The sequence below is a fragment of the Paenibacillus oryziterrae genome (assembly GCF_042610485.1).
In the GTDB taxonomy this organism is placed as follows: Bacteria; Bacillota; Bacilli; order Paenibacillales; family Paenibacillaceae; genus Paenibacillus_AQ.
This window is the reverse complement of record NZ_JBGJZO010000013.1, coordinates 1-25763: the sequence shown is the minus strand read 5'-3', so window position 1 is coordinate 25763 and position 25763 is coordinate 1. Positions and strand designations below refer to the sequence as shown.

The 25763-nt window shown below is 36.8% G+C and carries 34 protein-coding genes and 1 pseudogene; 31 read left to right on the top strand and 4 right to left on the bottom strand.

Annotated elements, in window-relative coordinates; translation table 11 throughout:
- Positions 1-47: 47 nt before the first annotated feature.
- Positions 48-500 carry a hypothetical protein gene (locus ACAN55_RS14765; RefSeq protein WP_379134095.1) on the top strand — a complete coding sequence of 151 codons (453 nt, stop codon included), beginning with the start codon at positions 48-50 and terminating at the stop codon, positions 498-500.
- Positions 501-661: 161 nt separating this feature from the next.
- On the opposite strand, the gene ACAN55_RS14760 is transcribed toward ACAN55_RS14765, so the two are convergent.
- The 3 genes from ACAN55_RS14760 to ACAN55_RS14750 are packed head-to-tail and all read right to left on the bottom strand — an operon-like array spanning position 662 to position 1965.
- A complete protein-coding gene (locus ACAN55_RS14760; RefSeq protein WP_379134093.1) occupies positions 662-1195 on the bottom strand; it encodes a transposase in 534 nt (177 codons plus the stop codon).
- Positions 1189-1809: an IS110 family transposase gene (locus ACAN55_RS14755; RefSeq protein ID WP_379134090.1), complete on the bottom strand. Its 621-nt coding sequence runs from the start codon at positions 1807-1809 to the stop codon at positions 1189-1191. The genes ACAN55_RS14760 and ACAN55_RS14755 overlap by 7 nt, the downstream gene beginning before the upstream one ends.
- Positions 1810-1824: 15 nt before the next feature.
- The gene (locus ACAN55_RS14750) at positions 1825-1965 is read right to left on the bottom strand and encodes a hypothetical protein (RefSeq protein ID WP_379134087.1); all 141 of its coding nucleotides are present in this window, start codon (positions 1963-1965) and stop codon (positions 1825-1827) included.
- A gap of 370 nt (positions 1966-2335) precedes the next feature.
- Between ACAN55_RS14750 and ACAN55_RS14745 the strand changes: the two genes are divergently transcribed.
- The 11 genes and pseudogenes from ACAN55_RS14745 to ACAN55_RS14695 all read left to right on the top strand — a co-directional run bounded on the left by ACAN55_RS14745 (position 2336) and on the right by ACAN55_RS14695 (position 12578).
- A complete protein-coding gene (locus tag ACAN55_RS14745) occupies positions 2336-3166 on the top strand; it encodes a hypothetical protein (protein WP_379134084.1) in 831 nt (276 codons plus the stop codon).
- 1293 nt (positions 3167-4459) lie between these two features.
- Complete coding sequence (locus ACAN55_RS14740) at positions 4460-5179, top strand: DUF5677 domain-containing protein (protein WP_379134081.1); 720 nt, start codon at positions 4460-4462, stop codon at positions 5177-5179.
- Positions 5180-5628: 449 nt separating this feature from the next.
- The gene (locus ACAN55_RS14735; protein ID WP_379134078.1) at positions 5629-6564 is read left to right on the top strand and encodes a hypothetical protein; all 936 of its coding nucleotides are present in this window, start codon (positions 5629-5631) and stop codon (positions 6562-6564) included.
- A 268-nt stretch (positions 6565-6832) separates the two neighbouring features.
- The gene (locus ACAN55_RS14730) at positions 6833-7171 is read left to right on the top strand and encodes a hypothetical protein (RefSeq protein ID WP_379134072.1); all 339 of its coding nucleotides are present in this window, start codon (positions 6833-6835) and stop codon (positions 7169-7171) included.
- A 161-nt stretch (positions 7172-7332) separates the two neighbouring features.
- Positions 7333-7925, top strand: a pseudogene (locus ACAN55_RS14725) (DUF2441 domain-containing protein).
- A gap of 242 nt (positions 7926-8167) precedes the next feature.
- Positions 8168-8701: a GrpB family protein gene (locus ACAN55_RS14720; protein WP_379134069.1), complete on the top strand. Its 534-nt coding sequence runs from the start codon at positions 8168-8170 to the stop codon at positions 8699-8701.
- Positions 8702-9177: 476 nt separating this feature from the next.
- Positions 9178-9714, top strand: a complete 537-nt coding sequence (locus ACAN55_RS14715; protein ID WP_379134066.1) for a hypothetical protein — start codon at positions 9178-9180, stop codon at positions 9712-9714.
- Between the two features lie 226 nt (positions 9715-9940).
- Positions 9941-10441 carry a hypothetical protein gene (locus tag ACAN55_RS14710; RefSeq protein ID WP_379134063.1) on the top strand — a complete coding sequence of 167 codons (501 nt, stop codon included), beginning with the start codon at positions 9941-9943 and terminating at the stop codon, positions 10439-10441.
- A gap of 295 nt (positions 10442-10736) precedes the next feature.
- On the top strand, positions 10737-11180 hold the full coding sequence (locus tag ACAN55_RS14705; protein ID WP_379134061.1) for a GNAT family N-acetyltransferase: 444 nt from the start codon (positions 10737-10739) through the stop codon (positions 11178-11180).
- Between the two features lie 211 nt (positions 11181-11391).
- A complete protein-coding gene (locus ACAN55_RS14700; RefSeq protein WP_379134059.1) occupies positions 11392-11844 on the top strand; it encodes a DinB family protein in 453 nt (150 codons plus the stop codon).
- A gap of 158 nt (positions 11845-12002) precedes the next feature.
- On the top strand, positions 12003-12578 hold the full coding sequence (locus ACAN55_RS14695) for a 2'-5' RNA ligase family protein (RefSeq protein WP_379134057.1): 576 nt from the start codon (positions 12003-12005) through the stop codon (positions 12576-12578).
- On the opposite strand, the gene ACAN55_RS14690 is transcribed toward ACAN55_RS14695, so the two are convergent.
- Positions 12538-12861, bottom strand: a complete 324-nt coding sequence (locus ACAN55_RS14690; RefSeq protein WP_379134055.1) for a transposase — start codon at positions 12859-12861, stop codon at positions 12538-12540. The two genes, ACAN55_RS14695 and ACAN55_RS14690, sit on opposite strands and share 41 nt — an antisense overlap.
- 30 nt (positions 12862-12891) lie before the next feature.
- On the opposite strand from ACAN55_RS14690, the gene ACAN55_RS14685 reads away from it, so the two are divergent.
- The 19 genes from ACAN55_RS14685 (at position 12892) to lepB (ending at position 25614) form a co-directional block, all read left to right on the top strand.
- Complete coding sequence (locus ACAN55_RS14685; protein ID WP_379134052.1) at positions 12892-13740, top strand: class I SAM-dependent methyltransferase; 849 nt, start codon at positions 12892-12894, stop codon at positions 13738-13740.
- Positions 13741-14160: 420 nt separating this feature from the next.
- Positions 14161-14613, top strand: a complete 453-nt coding sequence (locus tag ACAN55_RS14680) for a VOC family protein (protein ID WP_379134050.1) — start codon at positions 14161-14163, stop codon at positions 14611-14613.
- A gap of 351 nt (positions 14614-14964) precedes the next feature.
- Entirely contained in the window at positions 14965-15732 is a 768-nt protein-coding gene (locus ACAN55_RS14675) for a hypothetical protein (RefSeq protein ID WP_379134047.1), read from the top strand.
- 31 nt (positions 15733-15763) lie between these two features.
- On the top strand, positions 15764-16177 hold the full coding sequence (locus ACAN55_RS14670; protein ID WP_379134045.1) for a hypothetical protein: 414 nt from the start codon (positions 15764-15766) through the stop codon (positions 16175-16177).
- 414 nt (positions 16178-16591) lie between these two features.
- The gene (locus ACAN55_RS14665) at positions 16592-16933 is read left to right on the top strand and encodes a hypothetical protein (RefSeq protein ID WP_379134042.1); all 342 of its coding nucleotides are present in this window, start codon (positions 16592-16594) and stop codon (positions 16931-16933) included.
- 218 nt (positions 16934-17151) lie between these two features.
- Positions 17152-18084: a YwqG family protein gene (locus ACAN55_RS14660; RefSeq protein WP_379134039.1), complete on the top strand. Its 933-nt coding sequence runs from the start codon at positions 17152-17154 to the stop codon at positions 18082-18084.
- Between the two features lie 288 nt (positions 18085-18372).
- The gene (locus ACAN55_RS14655; RefSeq protein ID WP_379134036.1) at positions 18373-18825 is read left to right on the top strand and encodes a GNAT family N-acetyltransferase; all 453 of its coding nucleotides are present in this window, start codon (positions 18373-18375) and stop codon (positions 18823-18825) included.
- 40 nt (positions 18826-18865) lie between these two features.
- Positions 18866-18991 (top strand): hypothetical protein, encoded by a 126-nt coding sequence (locus ACAN55_RS14650; RefSeq protein ID WP_379134034.1) that lies wholly within the window; start codon positions 18866-18868, stop codon positions 18989-18991.
- A gap of 63 nt (positions 18992-19054) precedes the next feature.
- Complete coding sequence (locus tag ACAN55_RS14645; protein WP_379134031.1) at positions 19055-19396, top strand: hypothetical protein; 342 nt, start codon at positions 19055-19057, stop codon at positions 19394-19396.
- 204 nt (positions 19397-19600) lie between these two features.
- Positions 19601-20032 carry a GNAT family N-acetyltransferase gene (locus ACAN55_RS14640; protein WP_379134028.1) on the top strand — a complete coding sequence of 144 codons (432 nt, stop codon included), beginning with the start codon at positions 19601-19603 and terminating at the stop codon, positions 20030-20032.
- A gap of 64 nt (positions 20033-20096) precedes the next feature.
- Positions 20097-20804, top strand: a complete 708-nt coding sequence (locus ACAN55_RS14635) for a class I SAM-dependent methyltransferase (RefSeq protein WP_379134025.1) — start codon at positions 20097-20099, stop codon at positions 20802-20804.
- A 217-nt stretch (positions 20805-21021) separates the two neighbouring features.
- A complete protein-coding gene (locus tag ACAN55_RS14630; protein WP_379134023.1) occupies positions 21022-21918 on the top strand; it encodes an alpha/beta fold hydrolase in 897 nt (298 codons plus the stop codon).
- 96 nt (positions 21919-22014) lie between these two features.
- Positions 22015-22542 carry an AAA family ATPase gene (locus ACAN55_RS14625; RefSeq protein ID WP_379134021.1) on the top strand — a complete coding sequence of 176 codons (528 nt, stop codon included), beginning with the start codon at positions 22015-22017 and terminating at the stop codon, positions 22540-22542.
- Between the two features lie 105 nt (positions 22543-22647).
- The gene (locus ACAN55_RS14620; RefSeq protein ID WP_379134353.1) at positions 22648-22923 is read left to right on the top strand and encodes an ArsR/SmtB family transcription factor; all 276 of its coding nucleotides are present in this window, start codon (positions 22648-22650) and stop codon (positions 22921-22923) included.
- 80 nt (positions 22924-23003) lie between these two features.
- A complete protein-coding gene (locus tag ACAN55_RS14615; protein ID WP_379134019.1) occupies positions 23004-23387 on the top strand; it encodes a VOC family protein in 384 nt (127 codons plus the stop codon).
- Positions 23388-23541: 154 nt separating this feature from the next.
- A complete protein-coding gene (locus tag ACAN55_RS14610) occupies positions 23542-24108 on the top strand; it encodes a GNAT family N-acetyltransferase (RefSeq protein WP_379134017.1) in 567 nt (188 codons plus the stop codon).
- Between the two features lie 6 nt (positions 24109-24114).
- Entirely contained in the window at positions 24115-24816 is a 702-nt protein-coding gene (locus ACAN55_RS14605; protein ID WP_379134014.1) for a class I SAM-dependent methyltransferase, read from the top strand.
- 139 nt (positions 24817-24955) lie between these two features.
- A complete protein-coding gene (locus ACAN55_RS14600) occupies positions 24956-25141 on the top strand; it encodes a hypothetical protein (protein WP_379134012.1) in 186 nt (61 codons plus the stop codon).
- Positions 25142-25161: 20 nt separating this feature from the next.
- Positions 25162-25614, top strand: a complete 453-nt coding sequence (gene lepB / locus ACAN55_RS14595) for a signal peptidase I (protein ID WP_379134009.1) — start codon at positions 25162-25164, stop codon at positions 25612-25614.
- Positions 25615-25763: the final 149 nt, after the last annotated feature.

The following is a 25763-nucleotide window of genomic DNA, read 5'->3' as shown; positions in this document are numbered from 1 at the left end:
ACGCAACCCCGGTGATTTTAAAATAAATAATTTTCAAGGAGTTTCATATGAAGATTCATTTTAAGAAAGTACTAATACTTACAATTATCGGATTATATACATTCATTGGAGCGTATTTTGCATTAGATCAAATCATTATAATAGACCGAAAGGATAAAGTCTTAGGAATTTATGACTTTATGTCAAAGAGTGCAGATGCAAGAATATTAGTTGAAGGAACGGGCGAACAGCACATCGATGGCAAACAGGTTTCTACAACACTTAAAATCATAGATATAGAAATGAATAAAACTGCTCATAAATTAGTGGAGGGACAGAAAATTAAATTAAATGAAAGATTTGTCATTTATAAGAATAGACAGATTGGAGATTTGTTATTAATCCCAGGAAGAAGTATTTATGGAATGGGAACAGATTACAAGAGATTGGAGAAAGGAGAGCAACAGGTTATTGAAATAAATATAAATGACAATGGTGAAATATGGATAGTAATTAAATAAAATTTTCTGAGTGGATTCGTGGAAGCCGGGGCAGCGTATAAACCAGCTAATCAAGGTCAATAGTCTAGAGAAATAAAGTTAAAGACGACCTTAACGAACATACTCAAATAAACCTACCCCAAACAGTAGATATATGGAAAAATATAACTTATAATATGAACTTAGACGTTAGAAAAGTGCGTCTGGCTGTTCCAAACCCCATAAACAATGCACAAAAGCTTGTTGGCGGCAGCAACAATAGCCACTTTGGCAGGCTTGCCTTGAGAACGTTTTAATTGATAATATCGCGATAGAACCTCATTTCGTGGGCCATTAACCTGCTTTGAAATCCCGGCAACGGTTGCTTGGTACAAAGCGGTGCGGAGGTATGAAGAACCTCTCTTCGAAATGTGATTCTGATTGGACTTAAAGGTTCCCGACNTAACCTGCTTTGAAATCCCGGCAACGGTTGCTTGGTACAAAGCGGTGCGGAGGTATGAAGAACCTCTCTTCGAAATGTGATTCTGATTGGACTTAAAGGTTCCCGACTCGTAAACAGATGAATCCAGCCCGGCAAAAGCGGTCAACTGTTTAACGGAAGGGAACCTTTTTATATCCCCAATCTCCGCTTGTAGGGTCGCCGCTGTGAGAGGACCTACGCCTGGAATCGAACGTAGTAAAGCGTGTTCTGGCAGGGAAGAAGCCAGATTCAGCATATGATGTTGAATGTCAGCAAGCGCCGTTTAAGCGAAATATAGCTTCTCAGCGCAATCTGATGTGAGAAAGTAGCTTCAGGATCTGGTAAGCTGTCACGTGCAATAGTGTTCAGATGAACAAGCTTTATCTCATTCCAGCTTTGTCCACGTCGATTGTTTAGAAGATTTCGTAAGACATGATTCTGGTCAGCCTCTAATAAATGTTGTGGCGAAGGATAATGGCTCAAAAGTTCAAGCGAAGTAGGGTTACAAATGTTCTGAAAAGCACGCTCATACCCAGGAATTAAGAGGTCTAAAACTGAACGGAAATGCAGCTGCACATCGCCGTATAATGAGGTTAACTGGTAGTGCTGCCTACATAATGCACGGAGTTCAGTGACTTTAGAATCTGGCATCTGGACAGGAGCGACATCCTCCAAATAGAAAGCTTGAGTGATCCGAAGGGCGTCAATGGGGTCGGTTTTGATCTTACGGGTTGCTTTCTTTTTGAGCTGATGAGTGAGCAATGGATTGAGGACAACGACGGGATATCCCATGGAGGAGAAGTAAGAGACCAGAGGTTTGGAATAATTGCCTGTGGCTTCTAAAACAACATGAGGCCGTTGTTGTGTCATCTGCTCTAGCTCCTCTTACAAGGGAAGCAATGAAGAAATTCCTTGTGGCGTATGTGAAAAAGAGAATGGCTTACGGACGATGGAATCGTAGGCAGAGAAAGCAGCAGCCACACTTTTACCTTTCGCTACATCAATACTAAGCACGGGTTTTTGCATAAAACCTCCTTTGGATAACACCGGGACCAAGGATAAGTCGTTCTCCACAGGTTGGCACGGTGATACGGGCTCTTAACCCAACCAGCTAAATTTTTACCCAGTGGTGATCTTTTTAGTATAAAAGAAAAGCTCACCCCCGACTTACTGGGATGAGCTTAATATACCAACACCGTGTTCACTCATCGGGCCATCCGGCCCTCGGTCCGGCAGGGGCATTTCGGGGAAGTGGGCGCAGCCGGACAACCCTGCACTGGCTAAGTCCGTCGGACCCGGCAGCTGACACTGCCTTAAGCCAGTGAGGGTTCGTGAATACAAGAACGTTATGTGACATTGGGTATAGCAACAATCTATTTGAAACGAGGAGAAATTCGTGACTACATCAAAATTGATAATTGTAGCAGCCATAACAGCTGTAATCATTTCAGTAGTTTCAAGCTTGATAGGTATATTTTGTCCAATACTTATATTAAACGAAAATCAGATATTATATCTATTTTCAACTACTGCACAAGTTTTAGCTGGGATTTATGGATTAACTCTAACTGGTTTTATTTTCTTCAGAAACGAACTTAGTAGGGAAGAATCAGATGATGACTCTTTGACAGAAGCCATTCAAGGACTGAAAGAAAGATACTATACATTGTTAAAATTTATTACTTTAATTACAGTATCCACTTTGCTGATATCGAATTCTGTTATTTCTATTGAAAGTAATCCCAATACATTTTGGAATCCCATTTTAATGAATATGGGACAATCATTATTTATTGTAAATTTAATGGTTATATCGTATTTCATATTTGATGTTATTTCGCCTAAAAGAATTGAAAAGGAAAGCAAAAAAATTCAAAAAATTGCTGACCCTGATTATGAAATCAACGATAGAGGTAGTTTAGAAGAATTTCTAAAAAATTATAACCAGCTTGAATACATAATTCAAAAATATGGTACAGCGTATCAATCTCAAATCGTTCCAGTTAATAATAAAAACATGAAAAGATTATCCAATGTAAGACTTGCCGAGTTTATCTATAAATCAGAGAAAATTAATTCTGAGTTACTTAATCAAATCATTAATTTAATAACATTAAGAAATTCAATAATTCATGGAGCTGAACCAATTGTAAGTAAAAACATTGAAGAACTATCACGGAAGGTTCTTTTAGAATTAGCAAGTGCTTTAGAACTAGAAGTGGTATAATTTAGGACACACCAACGTCACATAACTTCGAATTCACGAAATTGCCTAGTTGTCGCAGTGCTTGCGGTGACGCAAGCCCAGCGCCAAGTTGCTCTGATGAGCAATAGGCAACTTCGTGAATTCGCCTCTCGTTATGTGAAACTCCTGAAAGAATATTAATGAATAGACTAATAGATTGAACAGCAAAAACTAGAACTGTGAGGAAAGAAAAACCCAGAAATACAATACTGACTGAATGCACAAGATGAACGGACGACAATAAGAATAAAACATCATAAAGACTATGTAAGGACAAAGTCTAAGAATCAATACATAATAAGAAACAAGGTCCACAACAGGATAAAGATTAGGAAACTATAATAAATTGAAGAGCTAATAAAGATAATATTTTGTTGGTAAATCAGGAGGTCAGGAGCATCGCTTAACAATATATTCACGCTGCGAGCCATTCGGCCCTGGGTCTGCCAGATGATAATTCGAGAAGTGGAATCAGGCAGACAACTCTACGGGTTCGTGAATACAGGAACGTTAGCTGAAACTTCCGAGTGCCAGGATATAAAATCCCAGTTCGAATTAAAGTTAAAGACTCAATCAGAATTCAAAGACCTAAAATATATTTCAGTCTTAATAATACAACTTTAAGTTTGGAGGAATTAATATCGACCCTCGAATCAATGGATTACTAAAAAAAATAAAAGAAAAACCGGGACTTTACATCGGAAGGAAATCGCTTTTAGATCTGTGGCACTTTATCCATGGGTATCAGCATTGTATATATGAAATTGAAGGAGATTATCCAGAATTCGCACAAGGATTCCAAGAGTATATTGAGGATTGTTATAACATACATGGAGTTCAAAGTTGGGCACATATCATACAATTTTATAGTTCAACTGAAGAAGTGGCTTTTGATACATTTTTTCAACATCTAAATGATTTTCTAAATAATGATAACAATAGTTTGTAAGCAAGTGTGGGTGAAATATTATGTCGGTAAAGTAATAAAGGAACTTATTCAAATATCATTTAGATTGGGTTCTATTCTAGGAAGATTTTTATATTTAGAATATTCGATGAGGCCGCAAGCATCAGCTAAACCAACACCGTATTCACGCGGCGGGCCTGACGGCCCTTTGTCTGCAAGAGGATTTTCGAGGAAGCGGAATCAGCAGACAACCCTGCACTGGCTAACCGCATCGCGGCCGGCCCTTACGGGCCTTAAGCCAGTGAGGGTTCGTGAATACAAGAACGTTAGCTGAAATAAGCGCAAATACTAATTAACTAGGTGATAACATGAGTAACATACATTTGTTTGTGTCACAGGATATTGATGATGCTGAAGAAAGAGCATTCTTAAATTCTTTAAGTAAGAACCTTAGATTTGGTATTTATTTATTCGAAAGCATTTTTAAACAAAATAAAAAATTTGAATTGTTTGATTTAGTTATCTTCTCTCTCTATAGAAAGTTATTGGAGTTAACTGATGGGATATTTATTCTTATTGATCATAACTCCCTTGGGGCGGCACAAATTACAGCGCGATCAGTATTAGAAGTGTATTTATCTTTGTCGTACATTGTAGAAGATAAAAACAATATGGAAAAAAGAGCGTTAAGTTATTTTTTATTTCACAAAGAGGAAGAATTAAAGATTCTGAGTAAACAACATTCATTTGATTTGTTAAAGACAAAATATTCAGAAGCAAAGTTACAGGAAATGAACCAAACAATTCGTAAAATGAAAAAAGAGCATCCATTAAAACAAATTGAGTTTGATAAAAGACAATTGATTTCAAAAATAAAATCAGAAATACCGAGAAAATATGTTAAGTGGTACTCAATTTATAATAAAACTGAAGATGAGATTTATAGTGTCAATGACCTACTTAAGTATGTCAGTAAAAATAATGAAAGCATAATAGAACTATATGGACTATTATCCCTTGAAGTCCACGGGGTAAACTCAATTAAGGACGTAACGTACAAACAAGAAAATTATCATTTAATGAAATAAGAGAATTGAAATTGTCCAACGAAAGACTATTTCAACTTGATCGATCTTTAAATTCAAAACTAACTCTTCAATTAATTAATATTTATAACCCAGAAATGATGGAAGAGTTCAGGGGATTTTTTCTACTTGATAGAGTAATTGATTGATCTCAAGGAGGCACTTACTTCAGCTAACATTATATTCACGCATCGGAGCCTGGCGGCCCCTCGGTCCGCAAGAGGTGATCGGCAGGGAAGTTGAATCAGTGGACAGATCCGCACCGACTAACCGCATCGCGGCCGGCTCCTGACAGAGCCTTAAGTCGGTGGGACGTCGTGAATACGGGAACGTTATCTGAAACCTGCTAAGATCAAAAAATATTCGATTAAATGAGGATGTGTGTTGATATGCCATTTAAGGAAAAATTAAAACGCGAAATCGATGATTAAATTAACAATCACTTGCCTGATTTGGAAGATGTAACTAATTATTTTAGTTACATACAAAATAAAGACTTAGTAGAACGTATAAAGACAGAATATATTAATGCAAGATTCATATATAAGATGTTTGAAGGCTTAGCAGCAACCGATGATTTATTATTGGCTCAAGTACGTGTTCAAATCATTATGTATACTTCAATCTATGAAGCGATAATCCATGAAGTATTATTTGAGCAGTTCAAAACTGAATTAATTGTTGAAGAATTAAAATATATAAAGTCACAAAAACAAATATCGATACCAAACGACAAGAAAAAGGAACTTGAGGGTGCACTAACACATATGGGGAAACCACTTTTGGTTTACTACGAGGATTTTGTAAAAAGAGATATTACAAAAATTAGATTTGATGAAAAATGTCAAGTTGCACAGAAGTTGAATCTGATTACCTCAGCAATGTGTGGAAAGTTAATTGAACTCTACAATATCAGAAATGCCGTTCATATTCATGCTGAATTAAGAAAGTCAATAAAGTATGAACTTCAGATGTCATTAGAGGCTTTTACATTGATGAAGGAGTTTAATAAGCATATTAATGATGGAATAATTAAGCGGAAACTTGAGACCGGGTCCGTAACTAAGATAGCTCCAACTGGCGTAATAGCAAATGAGATATCATTTGTTTTTGAAAATAATGTATTTTTTGGCAAATGGAGAAAAACCTTATTCAGAATTTCTGATGAGATGCTAGATAAAATAGTTAATGAATTAGTTATATTGTCTGATGAAACTTCATTAGGTCATTCACAAAAAAATATTGGGGGGTTGGCAAGATACGTGATGGAGAAGTTCAACGAATCTCAACCTAGGATGGCGAGGCTTTATGGTGCAATTTTACTTTATACAAATCGGATTGAGTTAACAGAAAGAGATAATGATTATTTAATATCTTCTGTATCATGAGTTACAAACATTAAAGAACTATGTGAGATGATCAAGAAGCGCAGGCATTAGATATCACCGTGTTCACACAGCGGGGGACAAGCCCCTCGGTCTGGCAGAGGGATTTCGGGGAAGTTATGGCAGCCAGACACATCCGCACCGACTAGGCGCATCGCGCCCGGCGACTTCGTCGCCTTAAGTCGGTGGGACGTCGTGAACACAACAACATTATATGCAATCGGGGAACACTAAATCTCCAACCCCAAACCCTCTAAAGGAAGAGAAATATATGTTAATTATTAATGATTCATTAATTTTACTCTTAATTCTTAGATATAGAGCCACATATAAAAGTGCGCCGTTTATTGATAACTTAATTATTTTTGCTTCTCATTCACTGCAACTTGAATTGGATGAAATAGCATTGATGGAGATTCTAAATTCTCTTCAAGAAAGAAAACATATTGTAGTTCAAGATAAAAAAATTAATGTATCTATGTCTTTTATTTACTACTATACCGAAATATTGCAACCGGGAGATAACAGTTTAGAAACAAGAGAATTTATTGAAAGACGAAAAATACAATTTGAAAATCAAGAAAACTATAAGTATAGAGAAGAATTTTGAAGTTGATCGAAGAAGTCCCCGACAGCATATAACATTATATTCACGCTGCGGGCCGTTCAGCCCTGGATCTGCCAATAGATAAATCGGGGATGTAGAATCTGGCAGATAACCCTACGGGTTAGTGAATACAATGTATTCCTAGTTGTTCCAAGGAGCAGACCATGCGAGAGAATGAATTGTATGTTTTTCACATTGTTACTAGGAATAAAATGAACCTTGGTCAGACAATTTCCTTTGACAAAGACCAAAAAATACCCTGTACCATTTCTTTTTTGAAAGGGAGCATTTAAATACAAAGGGTGAAGACTTTATTAAGATCCTTCATGATCATCATACAAATGAAGGTATAGTGATGAATAAAGAAAACACGGATGTAGCCAATAAGTATGTAGGACAAACAATTAGAGCTATTAGAGAAGTGATAGTTGAGATGGTTAGACTACAAGACTATCCTGAATATCCTTCAAGATTATCTTGTTTATACGCTGCTAAAAGCTATGAAGATGCTTTGAAATGGAAGGACCTATTTGATTCTTATAATCGAAAAGTTTTGCAAATTGTTAAACTTCGAGTTCTTGGTAATTACTTCGAGGGCGATGGAAACCTTTTGCCAAAAGAAGATGGGGCTCCCTTTTCCCGGAAAATCGAACAAGCTAAAGAATATTGGAAGGGTAATGTTATAAGTGAGCTTCCAGAGGTTTTGATTAATGGAAATATTGAAGTAGTTGAGATTATTGATAACTACACTAAATAAAGGATGAATGTATTTCAAAGAAGACGCAGACATCATCTAACAATGTGTTAGCGCATCGGCGGACAAGCCGCCTCGGTCCCGGTAGATAAGTCTAAGAAGTGATTGCCGGGAGACAGTCGCACCTCCTAACCGCATCGCGGCCGCTCACTACGTTCGCTTAAAGTGGTGGGACGTCGTGAACACGGGAACGTTAGACGCATTGTCTAAGTGCCTTATTTAAAAACAGATGTGGAGGTAATTACATGGTAGAAAGAAAAGTAAAGAGAGTTGAAATAGTATCATATAATCCACATTGGAAAACAGATTTCAATAAGATAAAGGAAATGATCAATTCATATATTAATGATTTAATTATCTCAATTGAGCATGTTGGGAGCACCTCTATAGAAGGGTTGTCTGCTAAACCCATTATTGATCTTGATGTTGTCATCGAGAACTATGCTATTTTACCTAGTATAATTGAACGGTTAAAAGCACATGGATTTGAACATGAAGGCAACTTAGGGGTAGAGGGAAGAGAAGCATTTAGAAGAACTTATGAAGATCGACAGCCGAAGTACCACCTTTACGTATGCCCGAAAGATGGGAAGGGATACTTAGAACATATTGCTTTTCGTGATTATTTGTGCGCAAATGAAGAATCACGTAAAGAATATGAAGAGTTAAAACTGAAATTGGTTGAGGAATATAGTAATGATATTGAAAGTTATTGCAATAAAAAAACTGAATTTATTAGAAAGGTTTTAGACAAAAGAATATATAAAGAAGACAGCTAACAATCAAGAAATATATTGGGGATGACTCGATGAAGAAGTGGTAACAGCGTCTAACACCATATTTACGCTACGGCCATTCGGCCTTTGGATCGCCAGAAGATATGAGGCCAGGATTCGGGTCAGGTGATCAACTCCTGCGAGGCTAAGTCTCGACCCGGCGCTATTGCGCCTTAAGCCTCTCGGATTCGTGAATATATACTTGGGTTTATGCAAGAGATGCTATCATTGGAGAGAAAGTTCGGAGAAAGACTAAAGAATGGTTACTGAAGGGAATCTAAGGCAATTCGAAGAAGGCAGCTAACATCATCTAACATCGCATTTAACGCAGAGGGCTGAGACAAACATGACCCTGGGTCCATAAGAGGCATTTCGAGAATTGGATTCACCGGACACATTCAACCGGCTAAGTGGCAGAGCCACCGGACCTACGGTCCTTAAACCGCTTAAACGTCGTGAATACGGGAACGTTATAAGAAATGAGTGAAGAGATGAGAAACCTTAAAATCATATTTTTGCATATCCTTTTTAATATATTAATGATTATTATTTTCTTCCAATTTGAGGATGTAGATATAGTTGTTCCTCTTGCAAAATTCTTTGTTATCGTAATTTTACCGCTTTTTTATATTTTTATTGGGTTTAGATATGTTAACTCAAGAGGAGGCAGGTGGGAGATCTTATTTAACATATCAATCATTAGTATTATAGGGATAATTATTTGGTTCATTTGTTTATATAATTATATTACTGATGATATTGAAGCACGATTTAAACGAGCCGCTGTTCCGTATGTATTGCCATCTGAGATGCAGTGGTTATTCTATGTTGTATATAACCTATTTGTGTTTCTAGCGACGTTTTCTACTGATATTACAGTGTATTTTGGAAAACCGATAAATAAATACGCTCTTTCGTTTTCTATATTGATTATTAATTTCTTTCCTTTAAATTTTATATGGATAGGTTTTATCATAAGAAAATATATTGAAAGAAATCGAGGAAAACATGAATGAAAGTTTAATCGAGAAGTCACCCACATGCTTATAACATTACATTCCTGCTTCGTCGCTGTCGCTCCTAGGTCGCCAAGAGGAATTTCGGAGAAGTGAATTCAGGCTACACATCCAGCCGGCTAAGTCTGACGACCCTGCACTTTGTGCCTTAAACCGCTTGAACGTCAGGAATACGGTAACGTTAGCAGAAATTAATGCAGAGGAATATTTTATGGAGGGTATTTCGATGAAGTTGTATGAAATAGCAGATGATTCAGGTTTTATGGGTTTGTTTAATCCTGAAAGATACAGTTCATTCGTTGATGAAGATTGGGACTTAAAACGATTATTGAATCATTTCATGAAACAAATTCAATCCAATAATCTGTTATTTTGGAGTACTGGGACAGAAGGGACTTGGACGGTTAGTATCAACAAAGAAATTACTAGTGTAACGGGATTTAGGGAAATAGAAGGTGTTATCGAAGTAACAAATGGTAAGTTATGTCTAATTAATTATGAAAGTCTGACAATGGGTGCTCAATTCGAAGATGTTGTATTACCAGAAAGGCATCTTGAAGATTGTAGTTTCGAAATTAATAATGGAGTATACAAAACCAGAATCATTCAAATGTTTAATCCAGAAATTTATAGTGACAACGCTAAAGTACACTTCATTCTCGAATTTGAACAAACTAATGTATCAAAAAGTAACTGGGGAAAAATCCCCTGGCTTGATCATTATTAAATGACTTATTAAAGGATGCATCAATGTTATGCAAGGCAGGCATTAACTTCTGGTAACACTGTATTCACGCTGCGGACCCTAACGGTCCCTTGGTCTACAGAGGCTTTTCAGAGTAGTGGACTCAGCAGACAACATCTGCGAACCTAACCGCGTCGCGGCCGGTCGGGATCCAGCTGCACTGGTGGATCTGTGCTTACTTAAGGTTCTCGGGTTCGAGAATGCGGAAACGTTATACGATAGACCGAAGCGAGTAATGAATGAAGACCAAACCATTAAATTCTAGGAGGTCGAAACCTTGACTCTTAGATTACAAAGTGCAAGGAACTCGGATCTTCAAATTTTGGCTGAAATGAATAAGCAGCTAATTGAAGATGAGAAAAGTTCAAACCCGATGGGAATTAAAGAACTAGAGGGCCGTATGCGAGAATTTCTCGAAAACGCTTGGGGAATTGATTTGATTTTGAAAGAATCAAAGATTATTGGTTACACACTCTATAAATATCAAGAGGACTTATTTAATAGAGATGAAAAACAAGTATATATAAGACAATATTTTATAAGACGAGAATATAGAAATATGGGATATGGAATTGCTGGAATAGAACTCTTGAAGAAGACACGTTTTAAGGACGTAGAGAAAATTGAAATTGATGTATTAGAAACCAACCCTGAAGGGAAAAGATTCTGGGACAGTGCAGGATTTAAACCATATTATACAAACATGAGAATGGAGACTTAAAGATGTTTGTGGGTAATACAAGAAGTCCGTTGTATAACAACATGTTCACGTCATCGCTGTTGCTCCTCGGTCCGGCAGAAGTTGAGGAGCCACCCGGTAGGAATCAGTCACTGTACTTGATTGATCGGCAATTTAAGCCTTTCGGGCTCTTGAACACAAATCGTTATCCGAAATAATAGCTTATGAAAAACGTAACTGAAGGGATGATACTATGTGTAACAAATCACAGTTATTAGATGAGTTCAAAAAATGGAACAGCTTTATTCTTGAAATGAAAGATTTCGACTGGACGACTTCTAAGAAAGATGGCCAATGGACAATTCATGATATAGTAAGCCATATTATGCTATGGGACAAATATTTTTTTGAAGAAGTTATTGAAAGAATATCAACCGATAAACCACTTGCGAAATCATTACTTAATTTAACTTTTGATGAATTTAATAAGAATTCAATTGAACATGGTAAGACATTACGTAAAGACGAATTAATTGAATTAACCATGAAATATCGCAACCTTTTAATAGACAACATTACTAATATGGATGAATTAAAGTTTACCAAGGGGTATTTTGACAATAAATTTACAGTTGAAGGATATTTAAAAGATTTTATATGGCATGATCAGCATCATATGAAACAAATGGAAGTATTGAAGAAATAATATCCAAGTAGCTCGAGGAATTTCGTAAAAAGTGGGATCAGACGGCACATCCCACCAGATAAGTGGTAGAGCCACCCGGACCTAGCGGTCCTTAAGCCGCTGTGACGTCCTGAATACAGGAACGTTATATGAAATCCAAAAGTAAAGGAGAGAATTCAATGTATGTTTGTTTTGCACTTTTATTAGATTATGAAGTTCACAATAGAGTAAGAAAGATGATTTATAAATTAATTAAAGAACAGCACGTAAGCATTGAGTCATCACTGTTACCTCAACACATTTCTTTAAAACAATCATTCTATGTATCGCAAATTGAGGAGATCGAGAATTATTTTGAAAAATTTGCTTTGAGTCTAAGTTCATTTGAGATCACTTTTAAAGCAATAGACTTAATAAATATGAAGAACGGAGAGAATGAAACACAAGTTTTATGGCTTGATATTCAAGAGAGTCAAGCACTTCGAGAAATACATAATAGATTAAATAGTGAGTTAATGAAAAGATTTTCGATTCCGAATTCTGGTCCTGATGGGGAATCGTTTCATTTCCATTCGACACTTACTTTTGGGCATAATCAATATAAAGAACTTTCAGAAACTAAGAACGAGTTAAATGATGATTTTAATGAAATGAGTTTTCAGGCCAAGGAAATTGCTATGTTTTATTCTGTTGATGAACTTCGTCCAGGACGATTCATAACCCATAAAATACTACCCTTAATGAAGGACCGTTAACTTGCTTTGAAATCCCAGCTACGGTAGCTTGATACAAAGCGGTGCGGAGGTAAGACGATCCTCTCTTCGAAATGTGATTGTGATTGGACTTAAAGGTTCCCGACCCGTAAACAGATGATTCCAGCCCGGCAAAAGCGGTCAACTGTTTAACGGGAGGGAACCTTTTTATATCCCCTATCCCCGCCTGTAGGCTGGGTACGGTTAACGCAGTAAAGCATACTCTGGTAGGGAACAAGCCAGATGCTGCATATGATGTTGAATGTGAGCGAGTGCAAGTTGGCATAGTGATTCTTTTGAAAGAAGGAGATCTTTCATGACGATAAGCAAAATAATTGAAAAAACAAAAAGACCTTTATTATTTGAGAAGGGAAGTTCACAGATGTGGGTAGACGAATATATATCACAACAAATGCTGGATGCTCATTTAGATCCAAATACAGATGCAGCAAGCAGGAAGCCTTATACTATTGATGCTTCTGTGAAATGGATCAAAGAATATATTTGTGGTAACCACTTTGAACAAAAAGTACTTGATTTAGGTTGTGGGCCAGGGCTTTATACTAATCGGTTGGCTAAGCTGGGATTTAATAATGTAACGGGAGTCGACTTTTCAAGTCGCTCTATTGAATATGCAAAGAAACAAGCATCGGAGTTAAATTTGCATGTTGATTATGTTTGTCAAGATTATTTAACTCTCGATTTTAATAATTGTTTTGATGTTGTCCTGCTTATATATTGTGACTTTGGAGTTTTTAACGAAAACGAACGAAATTCATTGTTATACAAAATCTACAGTAATTTAAAGCCCGGGGGTAAGTTTGTCTTTGATGTTTTTACACCTAATAAATATAGAAATCATGCTGATTCAAGAACATGGAATTCATATAAAAGTAGCTTTTGGAAACCAACTTCTCATTTATGTTTAGACTCTAATTATTGGTATTCAGAAGAAAGAGTTCATTTACATCAAACAATAGTATTAGATGATAATGAGGATATGCAAGTATATAATATTTGGGATAAGACATATACAATTGATGAAATTTCTTCAATTCTTAGCTATACCGGCTTTGAAGAATTTGAATATTATTCAGATGTAACTGGACGAGAATATGATGATGAATCAGAAATAATAACAGTAATTGCCAAGAAAAAGAGTTAGAATTTCGCTTAACAATGCATTTATACTGAAACATTCAAAAATCGTGAAAAACTATTTACAGGAAATTAATTCTAACAAAAAAGGAGATGAAGAAAACAATAAAACAGGTCAATAAATCAATTTAACCGTCCCTCGGCCCGGCAGCAGTTAGAAGTGGATTCGGGGATGTTTTTCAGTAACGAGAGAGCCGAAGCAGACGGACACACCCGCACCGCCTAACCGCATCGCGACCAGTTGCTACGCTCCTTAAGGTGGTGGGCGTCGTGAATGCAACAACGTATATGACATACCTGAAACCCCGATTTCAAATATTCAAGCACTATGTCTTCTTATTATTGTCAACAATTGTTACAAAGCTAATATTTTATTAAATAATTATAGATAATCAGATAACAAATTTGTATGTGAGGAGATAAATCAATGACAAAAAACAAATTACTAAGAATGGACAATGTCGGCATCGTTGTAGAATCTCTTGAAGAAGCAATTTCTTTCTTTGAGGAGATTGGCTTGACCCTCGAAGGGCGAGCCACTGTCGAAGGTGAATGGGCAGGTCGCGTAACCGGACTAGGTACCCAGTGCGTAGAGATTGCTATGATGGTTACCCCAGATGGCCATAGCCGACTTGAACTTTCGAGATTTCTCACCCCACCTACTATATCAGATAACCGGACTGATCCTGTAAACTCCCTCGGTTATCTTCGAGTCATGTTTGCGGTTCAAGACATTGACGAAATGGTATCCAGATTAACTAAGCACGGAGCTCAGCTCGTTGGCGAAGTGGTTCAATACGAGGACTCGTATCGGCTCTGTTACATTCGTGGAGTCGAAGGAATTCTAATCGGTTTGGCGGAACAACTCGGTAACAAATAAGTATTAGATGAAATTGCACACTAAATATATATTAGTGAGGGATTTTAGATGGGAGAGGTTCTATTTAATATTGAAAAAAGAAGACTAAAACTATTAAACGAAGAATTATTGGATATCCATCCAGTGATATCTCAAGAATGTACATACTAAGCGATTACTAGTAATAAGAAAATTATTGAAATTAATACGAATCAGGAATCTAATAATACATTATTTACTTTTGTTGGTGACGAGTTAGATTTTGATGAGGCGGTTTCCATTCTATCTTCATCTGCCAGAAATATCATTGCAGTATTTAATACTTATGGCAGAGTTGGATTGGTCTTAGATCTATTCACTCAGAGGATAATCATGCGATTTAGCAGAGATGATTATCATTTCAATCAAACCATATTTCCAGTTTCTTTTTATACGAGTGATGATAATCAAATACTTTTGATTCATGGAACGAAATGGAATAGGCTTGATATTTCAAATCCAATAACTGGTGAGTTATTAACCACCAGAGTAGATCCTGAGTTTCACATGATAGGTAATCAACCTAATTGTGATGAACATTATTTGGATTATTTTCATGGACAACTATTAGTTTCGCCTAATAATGAATGGGTTGTGGACAATGGTTGGGAATGGCATCCGCGTGGTTCTGTGACAGCTTGGAATATTAAACAATGGATTACAAATAATTGTTGGGAATCCGAAAATGGAGAAACTAAGAAACAGTTATGGCGGGATAAGGAAGACTGGAATGATCCAATTTGTTGGCTTAGCAGTACCACAGTTGGAGTAATGGGGAAGATCGATTCAAGTTTATATGACGATGAAGATCTCATAAATATACCGAAAGAATTACTTTTTAGAATTTTTGATGTTTATGATGGCAGTTTATTGCAAGAATTTGAAATTTGTAATGGCATATTATTTTTCGATAAATTTCTTTATTGTACCTCTCAAAATATAGGCTTTCGGGTTTATGAGATCTCGAATGGTGAAGTGCTTTTTGAAGAAGTAAATTTTCACCCGAAAGTTTATCATAGTAGATCAAAAGAATTTTTGGAGATTACTGATAATGAAATAACCATTTGCAAGTTAATTGAGGAAGAACGCAACTTTACTTGAAATACATAATTATCAATAGTTGGAGGTCATAGTGAGAATACGTACTCTCTTTCTTATTGTTTTAATAACTTTAATAGTAAGTAGTTGCTCGAGTAGCAAATCATATCATGTTAAAGATATATTATTGGTTGAAACTTCAGTAGATATTAAAGAAATCATTATTAAAGATCTTGACCATAATAGAGAAGTTTCTTTGACGAAAAACAGTGAGATTATTGAAATCTGGAGATCTCTAGATTCATTAGAATTCATATCTTCAAAGCATGGAGTGACTTATAAAGAACCCGTACATGAATTTGAAATCAATTTTATTTATAGTGATGGAAATGAAATATTAGAAATCAAAAATCAAGGTGCGTTTTTATATAAAGAATCGAATTCATATCGAATAATAAATAAACAACCAGACTTAAGTTTTTTAACGAATTTATTTGAGAATGAATGACGGCAGATATTGTACCAGTTACACCTGAAACCATGTCCAAACACAATCGTAACTTATTGTAAATAAATTGCAATGAGGTGAAGCATGAAAGTGTTGGATTACTTAAGAAGAGCCTATTATAAACTTAGTTATTATTATCAGAAATTTCAATTGATTGTAATGTCTTTTGTAGTTGTTGGAATAGTTGATTATTTTTTTCTTTACGAGATTTTCGTTTCATTTTCAGCATTAGCTCCTGTTTTTCTTATAGAAATTAGTCCAGTCATTATGATCATTTTCTCAGTATTTATTATTCGAGGAGTCGTTAAATTGATGAAGAAGATAAAAGAGAACAAACACTTATTATTTATATTTTAAAAAGACCATAAAACTCAAACAAATCAAGGCTGTCACGCACTGGAAAGGAGGAATTCGATGAATTCTATATCGAACCCGGACGTTGCAAACGTATTTGATCAGTATCCAATAGCACCTGCATACGTCACGGCAGAATTTAAGAGTGGAAGCACGATTCGAATCGATCGAAGGAAGTTCAGTGACACACAGTATGCCATGTATTACAACTGTCAAACGACCCTAGTAGATACGTTCCGAACCGCTTTTCCAAACGAGTTAAGATATGAAGGGAATCGGGCGATCATTTTTGAGAATGACGACAACATTCCTGTTGAAGAACTCAAAACCTGCATTGCCTGGGCCCTTACCTATCATAGTGCTAAACGAACGAGTAAAAGACAAGGAGTAAGGCGCAGCTAGACCGATAAGAAAGTGGAGTTCTGATTTCAATAGGAAATTTATGAGCGATTAATTACGGATGAAAAAAAGTTCGAAGCAAAATCAGCATACAACCCTGCACTGGCTAAGTCCGTTGGCAACGGCATCTAGTGCAGCCCTAAGCCTGTCGGGTTCGTGAGTACAATGGCGTTATACGAAATTGCAGTGGGCAATAAAAATCAAATTCAAGGAGCAACTAAGTGAAGCGCATAGCATTGTTTGTTTTAATAATTATTTTTATATTATCTGGATGTGAAAAGAAAAACGCAAATAATAATGAAGACATAAGCTCAATGATGGATGTAAAAGCAGACGTTTTATCACTATTTCAAGAAGCTGGACTAGAAGACTATTCAGAGACATTTCAAAACATGATCAAGCCATCTATTCGTTTGATATCGGAAAGAGCGCCAGAGAAAAAATTAAAAATGGGTCAGACCAAACTAGGGGGCCAACCAGATTTGCCTGCAAATTTTAAATGGCCGTATTGGAAAGAGTACCCCATGTCATTTATTGCGCAGATCAATTTGCAGGAAATGCCTAACATTCAGACAGATAGTGAGACAGATAACGATATTTATCCAACTAAAGGAATCATTTATTTCTTCTATACAGCATATCCCGAAGCGATGTATGAAGATGGAGATTTCGATAATAACCCTGAGACTTCAAAGGTTTTATATTACGATGGAGAATTGAATAATCTAATAAGAACTCAACCCCCTAAACAACTATCCGAAGAATTGCAGTTTACAAGTGCGAGAGTTACACCTCGACTTGAATGGAATGTACCTGATTCGGATTCATATGAAGTATATGAAGTGCTTGGGTTACCTTGGGGTGATGACAATCACGATAAGTACTGGGAAGTATTCGAAGAAAATTTTTCAAAAAAATACATAGAGGGCTATACTTCAGAATTCAATGTAGGAATGAATAGACTATATGGGTATCATGATCCTGTTCAGGGTGAGTATAAGGGCGAGGGGTGGAGGCTCCTTCTTCAAATAGATTCTGAAGACAGTACGAACATGGTGTGGGATGATATGGGAAGACTTTACTTTTGGATTAAAGATATGGATTTAAAGAATTTACAATTTGATGGCGTAACCACAATACGTGAAGGGGGCTAGGGATCACGGAAGGAATTTGAGTAAATTCAAAAAAGTCATCCGCTTCACCTAACGCTATATTCACGCTTCAGGCATTCACCCTCGGTCCGGCAGAAGATTTTCGGGGAAATGGAAGCAGCATACTCTACAATATTTCCAAAGGGATGGACACCCAATTCAAGCTGCACAAATTCGAACAGAATTAAGACAGAATATGGATTAGAAATGACGCTCATCTAGCCGAACTTTGATGTTTTGGCATAAAGCGCAAGTTTTTGTGAAGAAAATCACAAGATATGGAGATTTATTATGATAATCAGAGAGTTACAGTCAAATGAAGCCCTACCCATTGATCTAATATTATTGGCCGATCCGGAAGAAGAAGTCATTCATACCTATATGACAAGAAGCAAGTGTTATGTTGGGGTGATCGATGGTGAGATTATTGGAATTTACTTACTTTTATCAACGAGACCCAACACAATGGAGATTGTTAATATAGCGGTCCATGAGAACTTTCAAGGAAAAGGGATTGGGAAGAAATTAATTGAGCACGCACTAATGACAACGAAAGATCTCGGATATAAAACTTTAGAAATTGGAACTGGAAACTCAAGTATTGGGCAGTTGTATTTATATCAGAAGTGTGGATTTAGAATAATCGGGATCGATAAAGACTTTTTTATAAGGCACTATAAAGATCCAATTTTTGAAAATGGATTACAATGTAAAGACATGATAAGAATGCAAATTAATTTATAAAAGAAATGGTGGGAACATGTCCATCATTGGAATAATTATTATGGCAGTTGGACTTTTTGTTCTATATCTGAATCGTGGAAGCCAAGAGGAAATGCTTATATTAAAACTTGTTGGTTATTATGATTTAGAAGCATTAAGCGCGGAGCATCAATATTTGGTTAAGTAATGTTGGTAATAGGTTGGGTATTACGATTCTAAACTAGGCAAATTAGTTACAGGGGGATTTAAATTGAAGAATTCATTCTCGGAGGTAAAATTATTTCAAGTAAAACCAGATAGGTTAAAAGAATTTGAAAGTTTAGTTGACGTAATAGCAGACGAACAAAAGAAACAACAAGGTTGTATTGATATCAAATATATGAAACGTTTTTTTATCTTAGACGGATTGGGCAACCCGCTAAGAGAACTTACAAAGATCGTGAAGTGTGTGAAATATTATTCATATTGGGATTTTGACAACAAGGAAAATTATGCAAAAGCCATTGAATGGTTTTTTAGATACTACGAAAAAGATATTCAGAAACTACTCATAATGCCTTTTGATATAGCCTGTGGAGATTCGATATACTAATAACAGAGAAGTATCTTGAACATTGAAACATGAACTCTGACATCACCTAACAACGTTTATACGTTGCGGGCGGTACGGCCCTTGGGCTGTAAAGAATTACGTGGATGCGGATTCAGCATATAACCCTTACTGGCTAGTTTGTCAGACCTGGAGCTTTCGCCCATGTAGAATGTTATTGAAAACCTCAAAAAGGAGAGGATTTATATGGACAATACAAACAAAATTAGTATTAGTAATAAAGATGAAACTAACTATATTAGAAACAGGTTGATTGAATTCAATGCAGAGCACGTACCATCAGATATAAATACAAACTATGAAGATATTAATCTTTCTATCAAGGATGAAAACGGGAAGATTATAGGCGGACTCATAAGTGTTTTTTGCTGGAACTGGTTAGAGGTTGATATCCTATGGATTGATCAGAAATATAGGGGATTAGGTTATGGTTCGAACTTATTACAGGAAATTGAAGAGATAGCCAAACATAAGGGATGTACATTTATAAAACTAAATACCTTTAGTTTCCAAGCGCCTGATTTTTACAAGAAACAAGGATATACGGTAATTGGAGTACTTGATGATGCTCCTAGAGGGTTTAAGCATTATTATTTTAAGAAAGATATACGAGAATAATGCCTTTAATGGGTAACTTGAAGTGGAGAAGCGATTACCTAAGTAATAATAAAGTGAGGGGAACTTGGAAAATAAAATGGAAAACCAATTGAAATTAATTTCAATTTCCTATGACAAAGCCATTGATTTTGGGAGGAAGGGTATTGATCTATATGAAGATCTGCCAGAGCATATCACCAAACACACCGACTACCCTCTTTTTCAAAAGCTGAAAATGGAAGGCTCTCTTTCGGATAGTGGACGTAAGGAAATCAAGGATTATCTATCGCCAGTTACAAATATGAAATTTATTGATCTTGGTTGCTGCTTAAACCTAATGTTTAACGGATATGATAAATGGCTTTCTACCTATCATGGAGTTGATATAAGCATCAAAACCATTCAACTACTTAATGAGTTTGCTGCAAAAAACAATTTGTCAGTGGGATCATTATATTGTGGAAGTGTACATGAAACACCTTTTGAAGAGAATTATTTTGACATTGGCGCATGTGTCGGTATACTTGAGTATTTTGAAAAAGACTTTGTAGAACAAGCAATCGTAGAAGCTCATCGAATCATAAAGCCATTTGGGAAATTTGTTCTTGATATTCCTAACTTTGATAGCCCGCTCTTCGAAATTACAATGCTGATTGAGGAGCATTTAGGCCGGCCAGATAAATTTAATATGTCATCTCAAGAATTTGAGATTATGGTTCAAGAATACTTTGAAATAGATAAAAAGGAAAAAGTCGCCGGCATGATGCAGTATTTTTTGAGTTGTAAAAAGTAATGTAGCACAATTGGATCAGGCACTGGGACAGAGGCCTCGCATACCAAGGCATTCGTGTTACTGCTCCTAGCGGTGACTTGGTCTGCAGAGGCTTGTGTGGAGTGGATGTAATGGATAGTTAATAAAGATCTGCAATTTGCAGTCGTCTTTGCAAAATACGCTGCGGCCTGTTGAGATAGACAGGTGCGGACAATAGCAACAAAGGAGATATTAATTCATGATACAGCAACGTATCCAACTTCATGAGGATCTTAGCATTCATGTGAATTACACGAAGGGTGATAAGCCGGCGATATTATTTCTTCATTTTAGCGGAGGGACCTCTGAGATGTGGTCGGGGGTATTGCCTCTCTTTCTTGAAGAATATGAAGTCATAGCTCCGGATCTTAGGGGTCACGGTCGTTCAGATCGGCCGGAGACAGGTTATCACATTGATGATATGGCTCAAGATATGTTCTTGTTACTTCGCAAGCTTGGAATCGCACAATGTCATGTCGTTGGCAGTTCGCTGGGGGCTGAGGTAGGCCTTAGTCTAGCGGCTGATCACCCGGAAATGGTGATTTCGTTAGTCTGCGAAGGCGCTTTATATAATGAGTTCGGCGAATACGGTTTGTTCGTTGGGACGGAGGAGGAAGCGGAGCGCGAAAAGGCTAGGGTTATAGCCGAGTTGCCGAAGCGACAGGTGCCAGTCTACGACACCCCTACGGAATATTTAGCGGAGTCGCGGAGGTCCTTCGAAGAGTTGGGCTTGTGGAACGAGTATTTCTTCGCTTTTGCAGAGAGTACAATGGTTCAGACGGAGGAAGGTAAATTCACCAGCCACTATGAGAATCGGGTTCGAACAGAATATATTAGCAAGTACATGGATGTGAAATTTGACAGCTACTACAAGAAAGTACAGTGTCCTATTCTCTTTCTGCCGAGTGAAGAGGACTGGGGTAACGAGCGGATCCAGAGCAGTATGCATGTTTTTGCGAGTATAGTGAAGGTAAGCGAGATCCACAGAATTCCACAAGCGGTTCATGCCTACGTCTGGATGCAAATGCCGTTCGTTATCAGTGGCACGGTGAATACGTTCTTAAAGGGTGTGAAAAGCGGGATGGAAGTTGGTTGATTCTAAGATCCGCAAGAGCTGGTATTCAACACTGCTTATAAGGACAAGCCAGACTCAGTTGAGGACCTATCAATCACGTATACATAGAGGTGAATAATGATAGTAATGATCAATGGTTCGTTTGGATCAGGTAAAACCTCAGCAGCCATTAAGCTTTCACAGTTGCTTCCGAATAGTATGATCTATGACCCAGAGGAAGTAGGGTATCTGTTAAGAAATGTAATACGGGAAGAAGATAGAATGGATGAAGAAAGAACGGATGATTTTCAGGATTTAGATTTATGGAAAGTTCTCACTGTGAAAATTGCAAAAGAATTAAAGGATAAATATAACAAGCATCTGATTGTTCCGATGACGATATATAAGACTCAGAACTTTGACTACATCCACAAAGGATTCCAAGATATCGATGCCAACCTCTATCATTTTTGCTTACTGGCTTCTGTAGAAACTTTACATAAAAGAATGAAGCAACGCGGTGATACTCCAGGAGGATGGACATTCCAACAATTAGAGAAATGTATTCATCACTTTGGAGACACGAGATTTGGAGAACATATACTTACTGATCACATTGAAACTGAAGAAGTAGTGAATACAATATTAACAAGAATTACAGAATAGTAGACGTCGAAGGACGCCATACTAGAAACTTAAGCGGCTGGATATTAAGATTTCATGCATTCAGTCACCTTGACATGCAACCGCGAGGTTGCATATAATTTATATATGATGGACAATGACGTTATATTCAAAGCACTTGGCGACTCGACTCGGCGGTTGATATTAGACGAACTATCCGAACGCAACGAGCAGACGCTGTATGAACTTACAGTACGTCTAATTACGAAGCATGACATTAATATTTCGCGGCAGGCGGTAGCTAAACATCTTACAGTGTTGGATGATGCAGGACTCGTACAATCTATACGAAAGGGAAAATATCGGGTACTTATGTTTAACAAAGAACCTCTTACTAACTTGCTGACAAGATGGATAGAGTAATTTAATAAAAGTTGCTTGCTCGTAATCGGAATGTCAGCAGAGCACCATGTGCTGTAAATATCAAAGGAGGCAAGGACAGTATGAAAATCATTGTTACCAGTATATTCGTAGATGACCAAGACAAGGCACTCAAGTTCTATACAGAAACGCTGGGCTTTGTTAAAAAGCATGATGTACCTCTCGGAAAACATCGATGGATAACGGTAATTTCACCGGAAGATCAAGAGGGTACCGAACTTTTGCTTGAACCTAACGACCATCCAGCCGCTAAAGAATATCAGAAAAAGATATCTGCCGATGGCATTCCTGCTACAATGTTTGGTGTTCCAGATGTGCGTGAAGAATACGATCGATTAGTGAAACTCGGTGTGAAGTTTACAATGGAGCCGACAGAAATGGGGGAACTCACGATCGCTGTCTTCGACGATACTTGTGGCAACCTCATTCAGATCCTTCAAAGATAACGGTATGTTAACCCTGTCCTAATTTTAGGACGGGGTTATTTTTTTCATGCTGAGGATAAGCAAAGATCAAATTGACCATTACCATTTATTAGGGGGAGTGGTATATTTGTATAAAGCCAAATGAAGAACTAACAGATGTGGAGGAACATCCTCAATGCTCATTACTCAATCTCAGAATTTAAAGATTAGATTACTATTAGATGAAGATGATCAGCTTTTAGTACGTTGGTTAAGTAATCCCTTGGTTCTGGAATATTATGAAGGGCGGGATAAACCGCACGATGTTTCATTAGTGAGGCAGCATTTTTATGAAGATAGAGACAGGGTTACTTCTGGAATTATTCAATACCAAGATCAAGACATTGGTTACATACAGATCTATCCAATTGATAGCGAAGAAGAAGCATTATATGGGTTTGAGAATACCTATGAAGTGATTTATGGAATGGATCAATTTATAGGAGAAACAGAATACTGGAATAAGGGAGTCGGAACCGAATTAATTGAAATGATGATTAAGTTTATAACCGGAGAGAAGAATGCAACTCGAATTGTAATAGATCCACAGACATGGAATAAGAGAGCCATAAGAGTATACGAGAAGTGTGGATTTACGAAGCAGAGGTTGTTACCTAAGCATGAATGGCACGAAGGAGAATACCGGGATTGTTGGTTAATGGTATTTGATCAGAAGGACAGAGTTCAAACCGTTATAAATTAGAGAACATTGGAAGTTGAAGGTGAGTTTATGGGAGTAGAATGGTATAACCTGCATGCCAGAACAAATGGCGGATATAAAAATAATGCAATTTATACGATTGAAGGTACTTCAGCTGAAGCCATTTTTGAACAAGAACTTATTAGCATGTTACATGTACATAAATCCGTATTAGATGCAGGCTGTGGCCACGGGGATTTCACTCTCAAGATGGGGAGAATAGGAACTGAAATAACCGGTTTTGATAATTCAAGTGAAATGATAAATATCGCAGCCTCTAAATTAAGTGAAGTGGAATGCGAGAACGTTAAATTTGTTTATGCCACGACCTTAAATGAACTGCCTTTTTATGAGGAACAATTTGATTTCATTTACAACAGAAGAGGTCCAACCTCGATTTTAAATCATAGTAGGATTCTTACAAGTGGAGGGACAATTTTCGGTATCCATTCAGGTGCATTAGATAAAGTCAAAGAACGACTGATAAGTAATGGTTTCATTAATATCCAAATAGAAGAGTATCAGAATGCGATATATTATTTTCCTAATGAGCTTGAATTTGCTAAGTATTTAACAGGTATTCCGGGAAATCCGGATTATACATCACCAACCAGGAAGAAGGAACTTCAACAACAGATTGAAGAGAATAGAATAAACGGGAGTATAGGAATCCGGGAATATAGATACATATGGAAAGCCAATAAACCATAAGGTGCTGTACCTATTTATGGAATTTTCTCATTACCTTATTCAGGAAAGGATTGGACAATGAATTTTTTACATTTAGTGATCGTATTTTTTTGTAGGAATTGTTTTATCCGTATTCATTGCTCCCTATGGTGTAATCATAATGATTTCTCTTATTTTTGCTATGGTGTTAAGTACATACATTAAGACTGAAAAAATTGAAAGTGATATGCAGGCAATCAAAGAAAAGTTAGGAATTAAAGAAATAGAAGAGGCTGTTATGACCAATGAAGAGATTGAAAGAGAGCTTGAAGATGAAGCACTGCATGATGAAATGTTCGATAAGTAACGCGAAATCTTTTCAAAGAGGTGAGAAGCATTAAATCAAATAAGTACATACTTCTTGTGTTGTTAGGTTTATTAATTCTTATTACAGGATGTTCTAAAAAATATATTGCAGATGGACCTTCAATGGCTCCCACTATTAACGAAGGGGATACCATGATCGTAGACACAGGTAACGACTTGAATATTGATGTAGACGACCTAATTATTCTAAAGATTGATGATAAAAAATTTGTAAAGAGAGTCGTCGCTGTTGAAGGAGATACCATTAAGAGTGATGAAAATGCAATTATTATTAATGATAAGAGATACGAGACTTTTATGTTGGGGGATATGAACTACCCTATGGAGTTAACTAAAGATGAGTTCTATGTACTCGGAGACAATATCGATAATAGTATTGATAGCCGGATGTTTGGAGTCATCAAACGAACTGAGATTGTTGGAAAAATCAAATCGATTAAGCATAAACATTGAACTAATGAATCTGTATTTCTAAAAGGGTGAGCGCCAATGAATACATCTGTAGTTTTACGAAATAAGAGTCTGTAAAATAGTTTGTGTAAACTCCTAAACCCAGTAAAATGGAAGTAACAGAAAGGTTGGGGAGAACACATGGGACTTTG

Coding starts and splice junctions, on each gene's coding strand:
- ACAN55_RS14765 (WP_379134095.1), top strand. CDS start 48: ATGAAGATTCATTTTAAGAAAGTACTAATACTTACAATTATCGGATTA.
- ACAN55_RS14755 (WP_379134090.1), bottom strand. CDS start 1,809: ATGACACAACAACGGCCTCATGTTGTTTTAGAAGCCACAGGCAATTAT.
- ACAN55_RS14750 (WP_379134087.1), bottom strand. CDS start 1,965: ATGCAAAAACCCGTGCTTAGTATTGATGTAGCGAAAGGTAAAAGTGTG.
- ACAN55_RS14740 (WP_379134081.1), top strand. CDS start 4,460: ATGAGTAACATACATTTGTTTGTGTCACAGGATATTGATGATGCTGAA.
- ACAN55_RS14730 (WP_379134072.1), top strand. CDS start 6,833: ATGTTAATTATTAATGATTCATTAATTTTACTCTTAATTCTTAGATAT.
- ACAN55_RS14720 (WP_379134069.1), top strand. CDS start 8,168: ATGGTAGAAAGAAAAGTAAAGAGAGTTGAAATAGTATCATATAATCCA.
- ACAN55_RS14715 (WP_379134066.1), top strand. CDS start 9,178: ATGAGTGAAGAGATGAGAAACCTTAAAATCATATTTTTGCATATCCTT.
- ACAN55_RS14710 (WP_379134063.1), top strand. CDS start 9,941: ATGAAGTTGTATGAAATAGCAGATGATTCAGGTTTTATGGGTTTGTTT.
- ACAN55_RS14700 (WP_379134059.1), top strand. CDS start 11,392: ATGTGTAACAAATCACAGTTATTAGATGAGTTCAAAAAATGGAACAGC.
- ACAN55_RS14695 (WP_379134057.1), top strand. CDS start 12,003: ATGTATGTTTGTTTTGCACTTTTATTAGATTATGAAGTTCACAATAGA.
- ACAN55_RS14690 (WP_379134055.1), bottom strand. CDS start 12,861: ATGCCAACTTGCACTCGCTCACATTCAACATCATATGCAGCATCTGGC.
- ACAN55_RS14685 (WP_379134052.1), top strand. CDS start 12,892: ATGACGATAAGCAAAATAATTGAAAAAACAAAAAGACCTTTATTATTT.
- ACAN55_RS14680 (WP_379134050.1), top strand. CDS start 14,161: ATGACAAAAAACAAATTACTAAGAATGGACAATGTCGGCATCGTTGTA.
- ACAN55_RS14675 (WP_379134047.1), top strand. CDS start 14,965: ATGCGATTTAGCAGAGATGATTATCATTTCAATCAAACCATATTTCCA.
- ACAN55_RS14665 (WP_379134042.1), top strand. CDS start 16,592: ATGAATTCTATATCGAACCCGGACGTTGCAAACGTATTTGATCAGTAT.
- ACAN55_RS14655 (WP_379134036.1), top strand. CDS start 18,373: ATGATAATCAGAGAGTTACAGTCAAATGAAGCCCTACCCATTGATCTA.
- ACAN55_RS14650 (WP_379134034.1), top strand. CDS start 18,866: ATGGCAGTTGGACTTTTTGTTCTATATCTGAATCGTGGAAGCCAAGAG.
- ACAN55_RS14640 (WP_379134028.1), top strand. CDS start 19,601: ATGGACAATACAAACAAAATTAGTATTAGTAATAAAGATGAAACTAAC.
- ACAN55_RS14630 (WP_379134023.1), top strand. CDS start 21,022: ATGATACAGCAACGTATCCAACTTCATGAGGATCTTAGCATTCATGTG.
- ACAN55_RS14625 (WP_379134021.1), top strand. CDS start 22,015: ATGATAGTAATGATCAATGGTTCGTTTGGATCAGGTAAAACCTCAGCA.
- ACAN55_RS14620 (WP_379134353.1), top strand. CDS start 22,648: ATGATGGACAATGACGTTATATTCAAAGCACTTGGCGACTCGACTCGG.
- ACAN55_RS14615 (WP_379134019.1), top strand. CDS start 23,004: ATGAAAATCATTGTTACCAGTATATTCGTAGATGACCAAGACAAGGCA.
- ACAN55_RS14610 (WP_379134017.1), top strand. CDS start 23,542: ATGCTCATTACTCAATCTCAGAATTTAAAGATTAGATTACTATTAGAT.
- ACAN55_RS14600 (WP_379134012.1), top strand. CDS start 24,956: ATGATTTCTCTTATTTTTGCTATGGTGTTAAGTACATACATTAAGACT.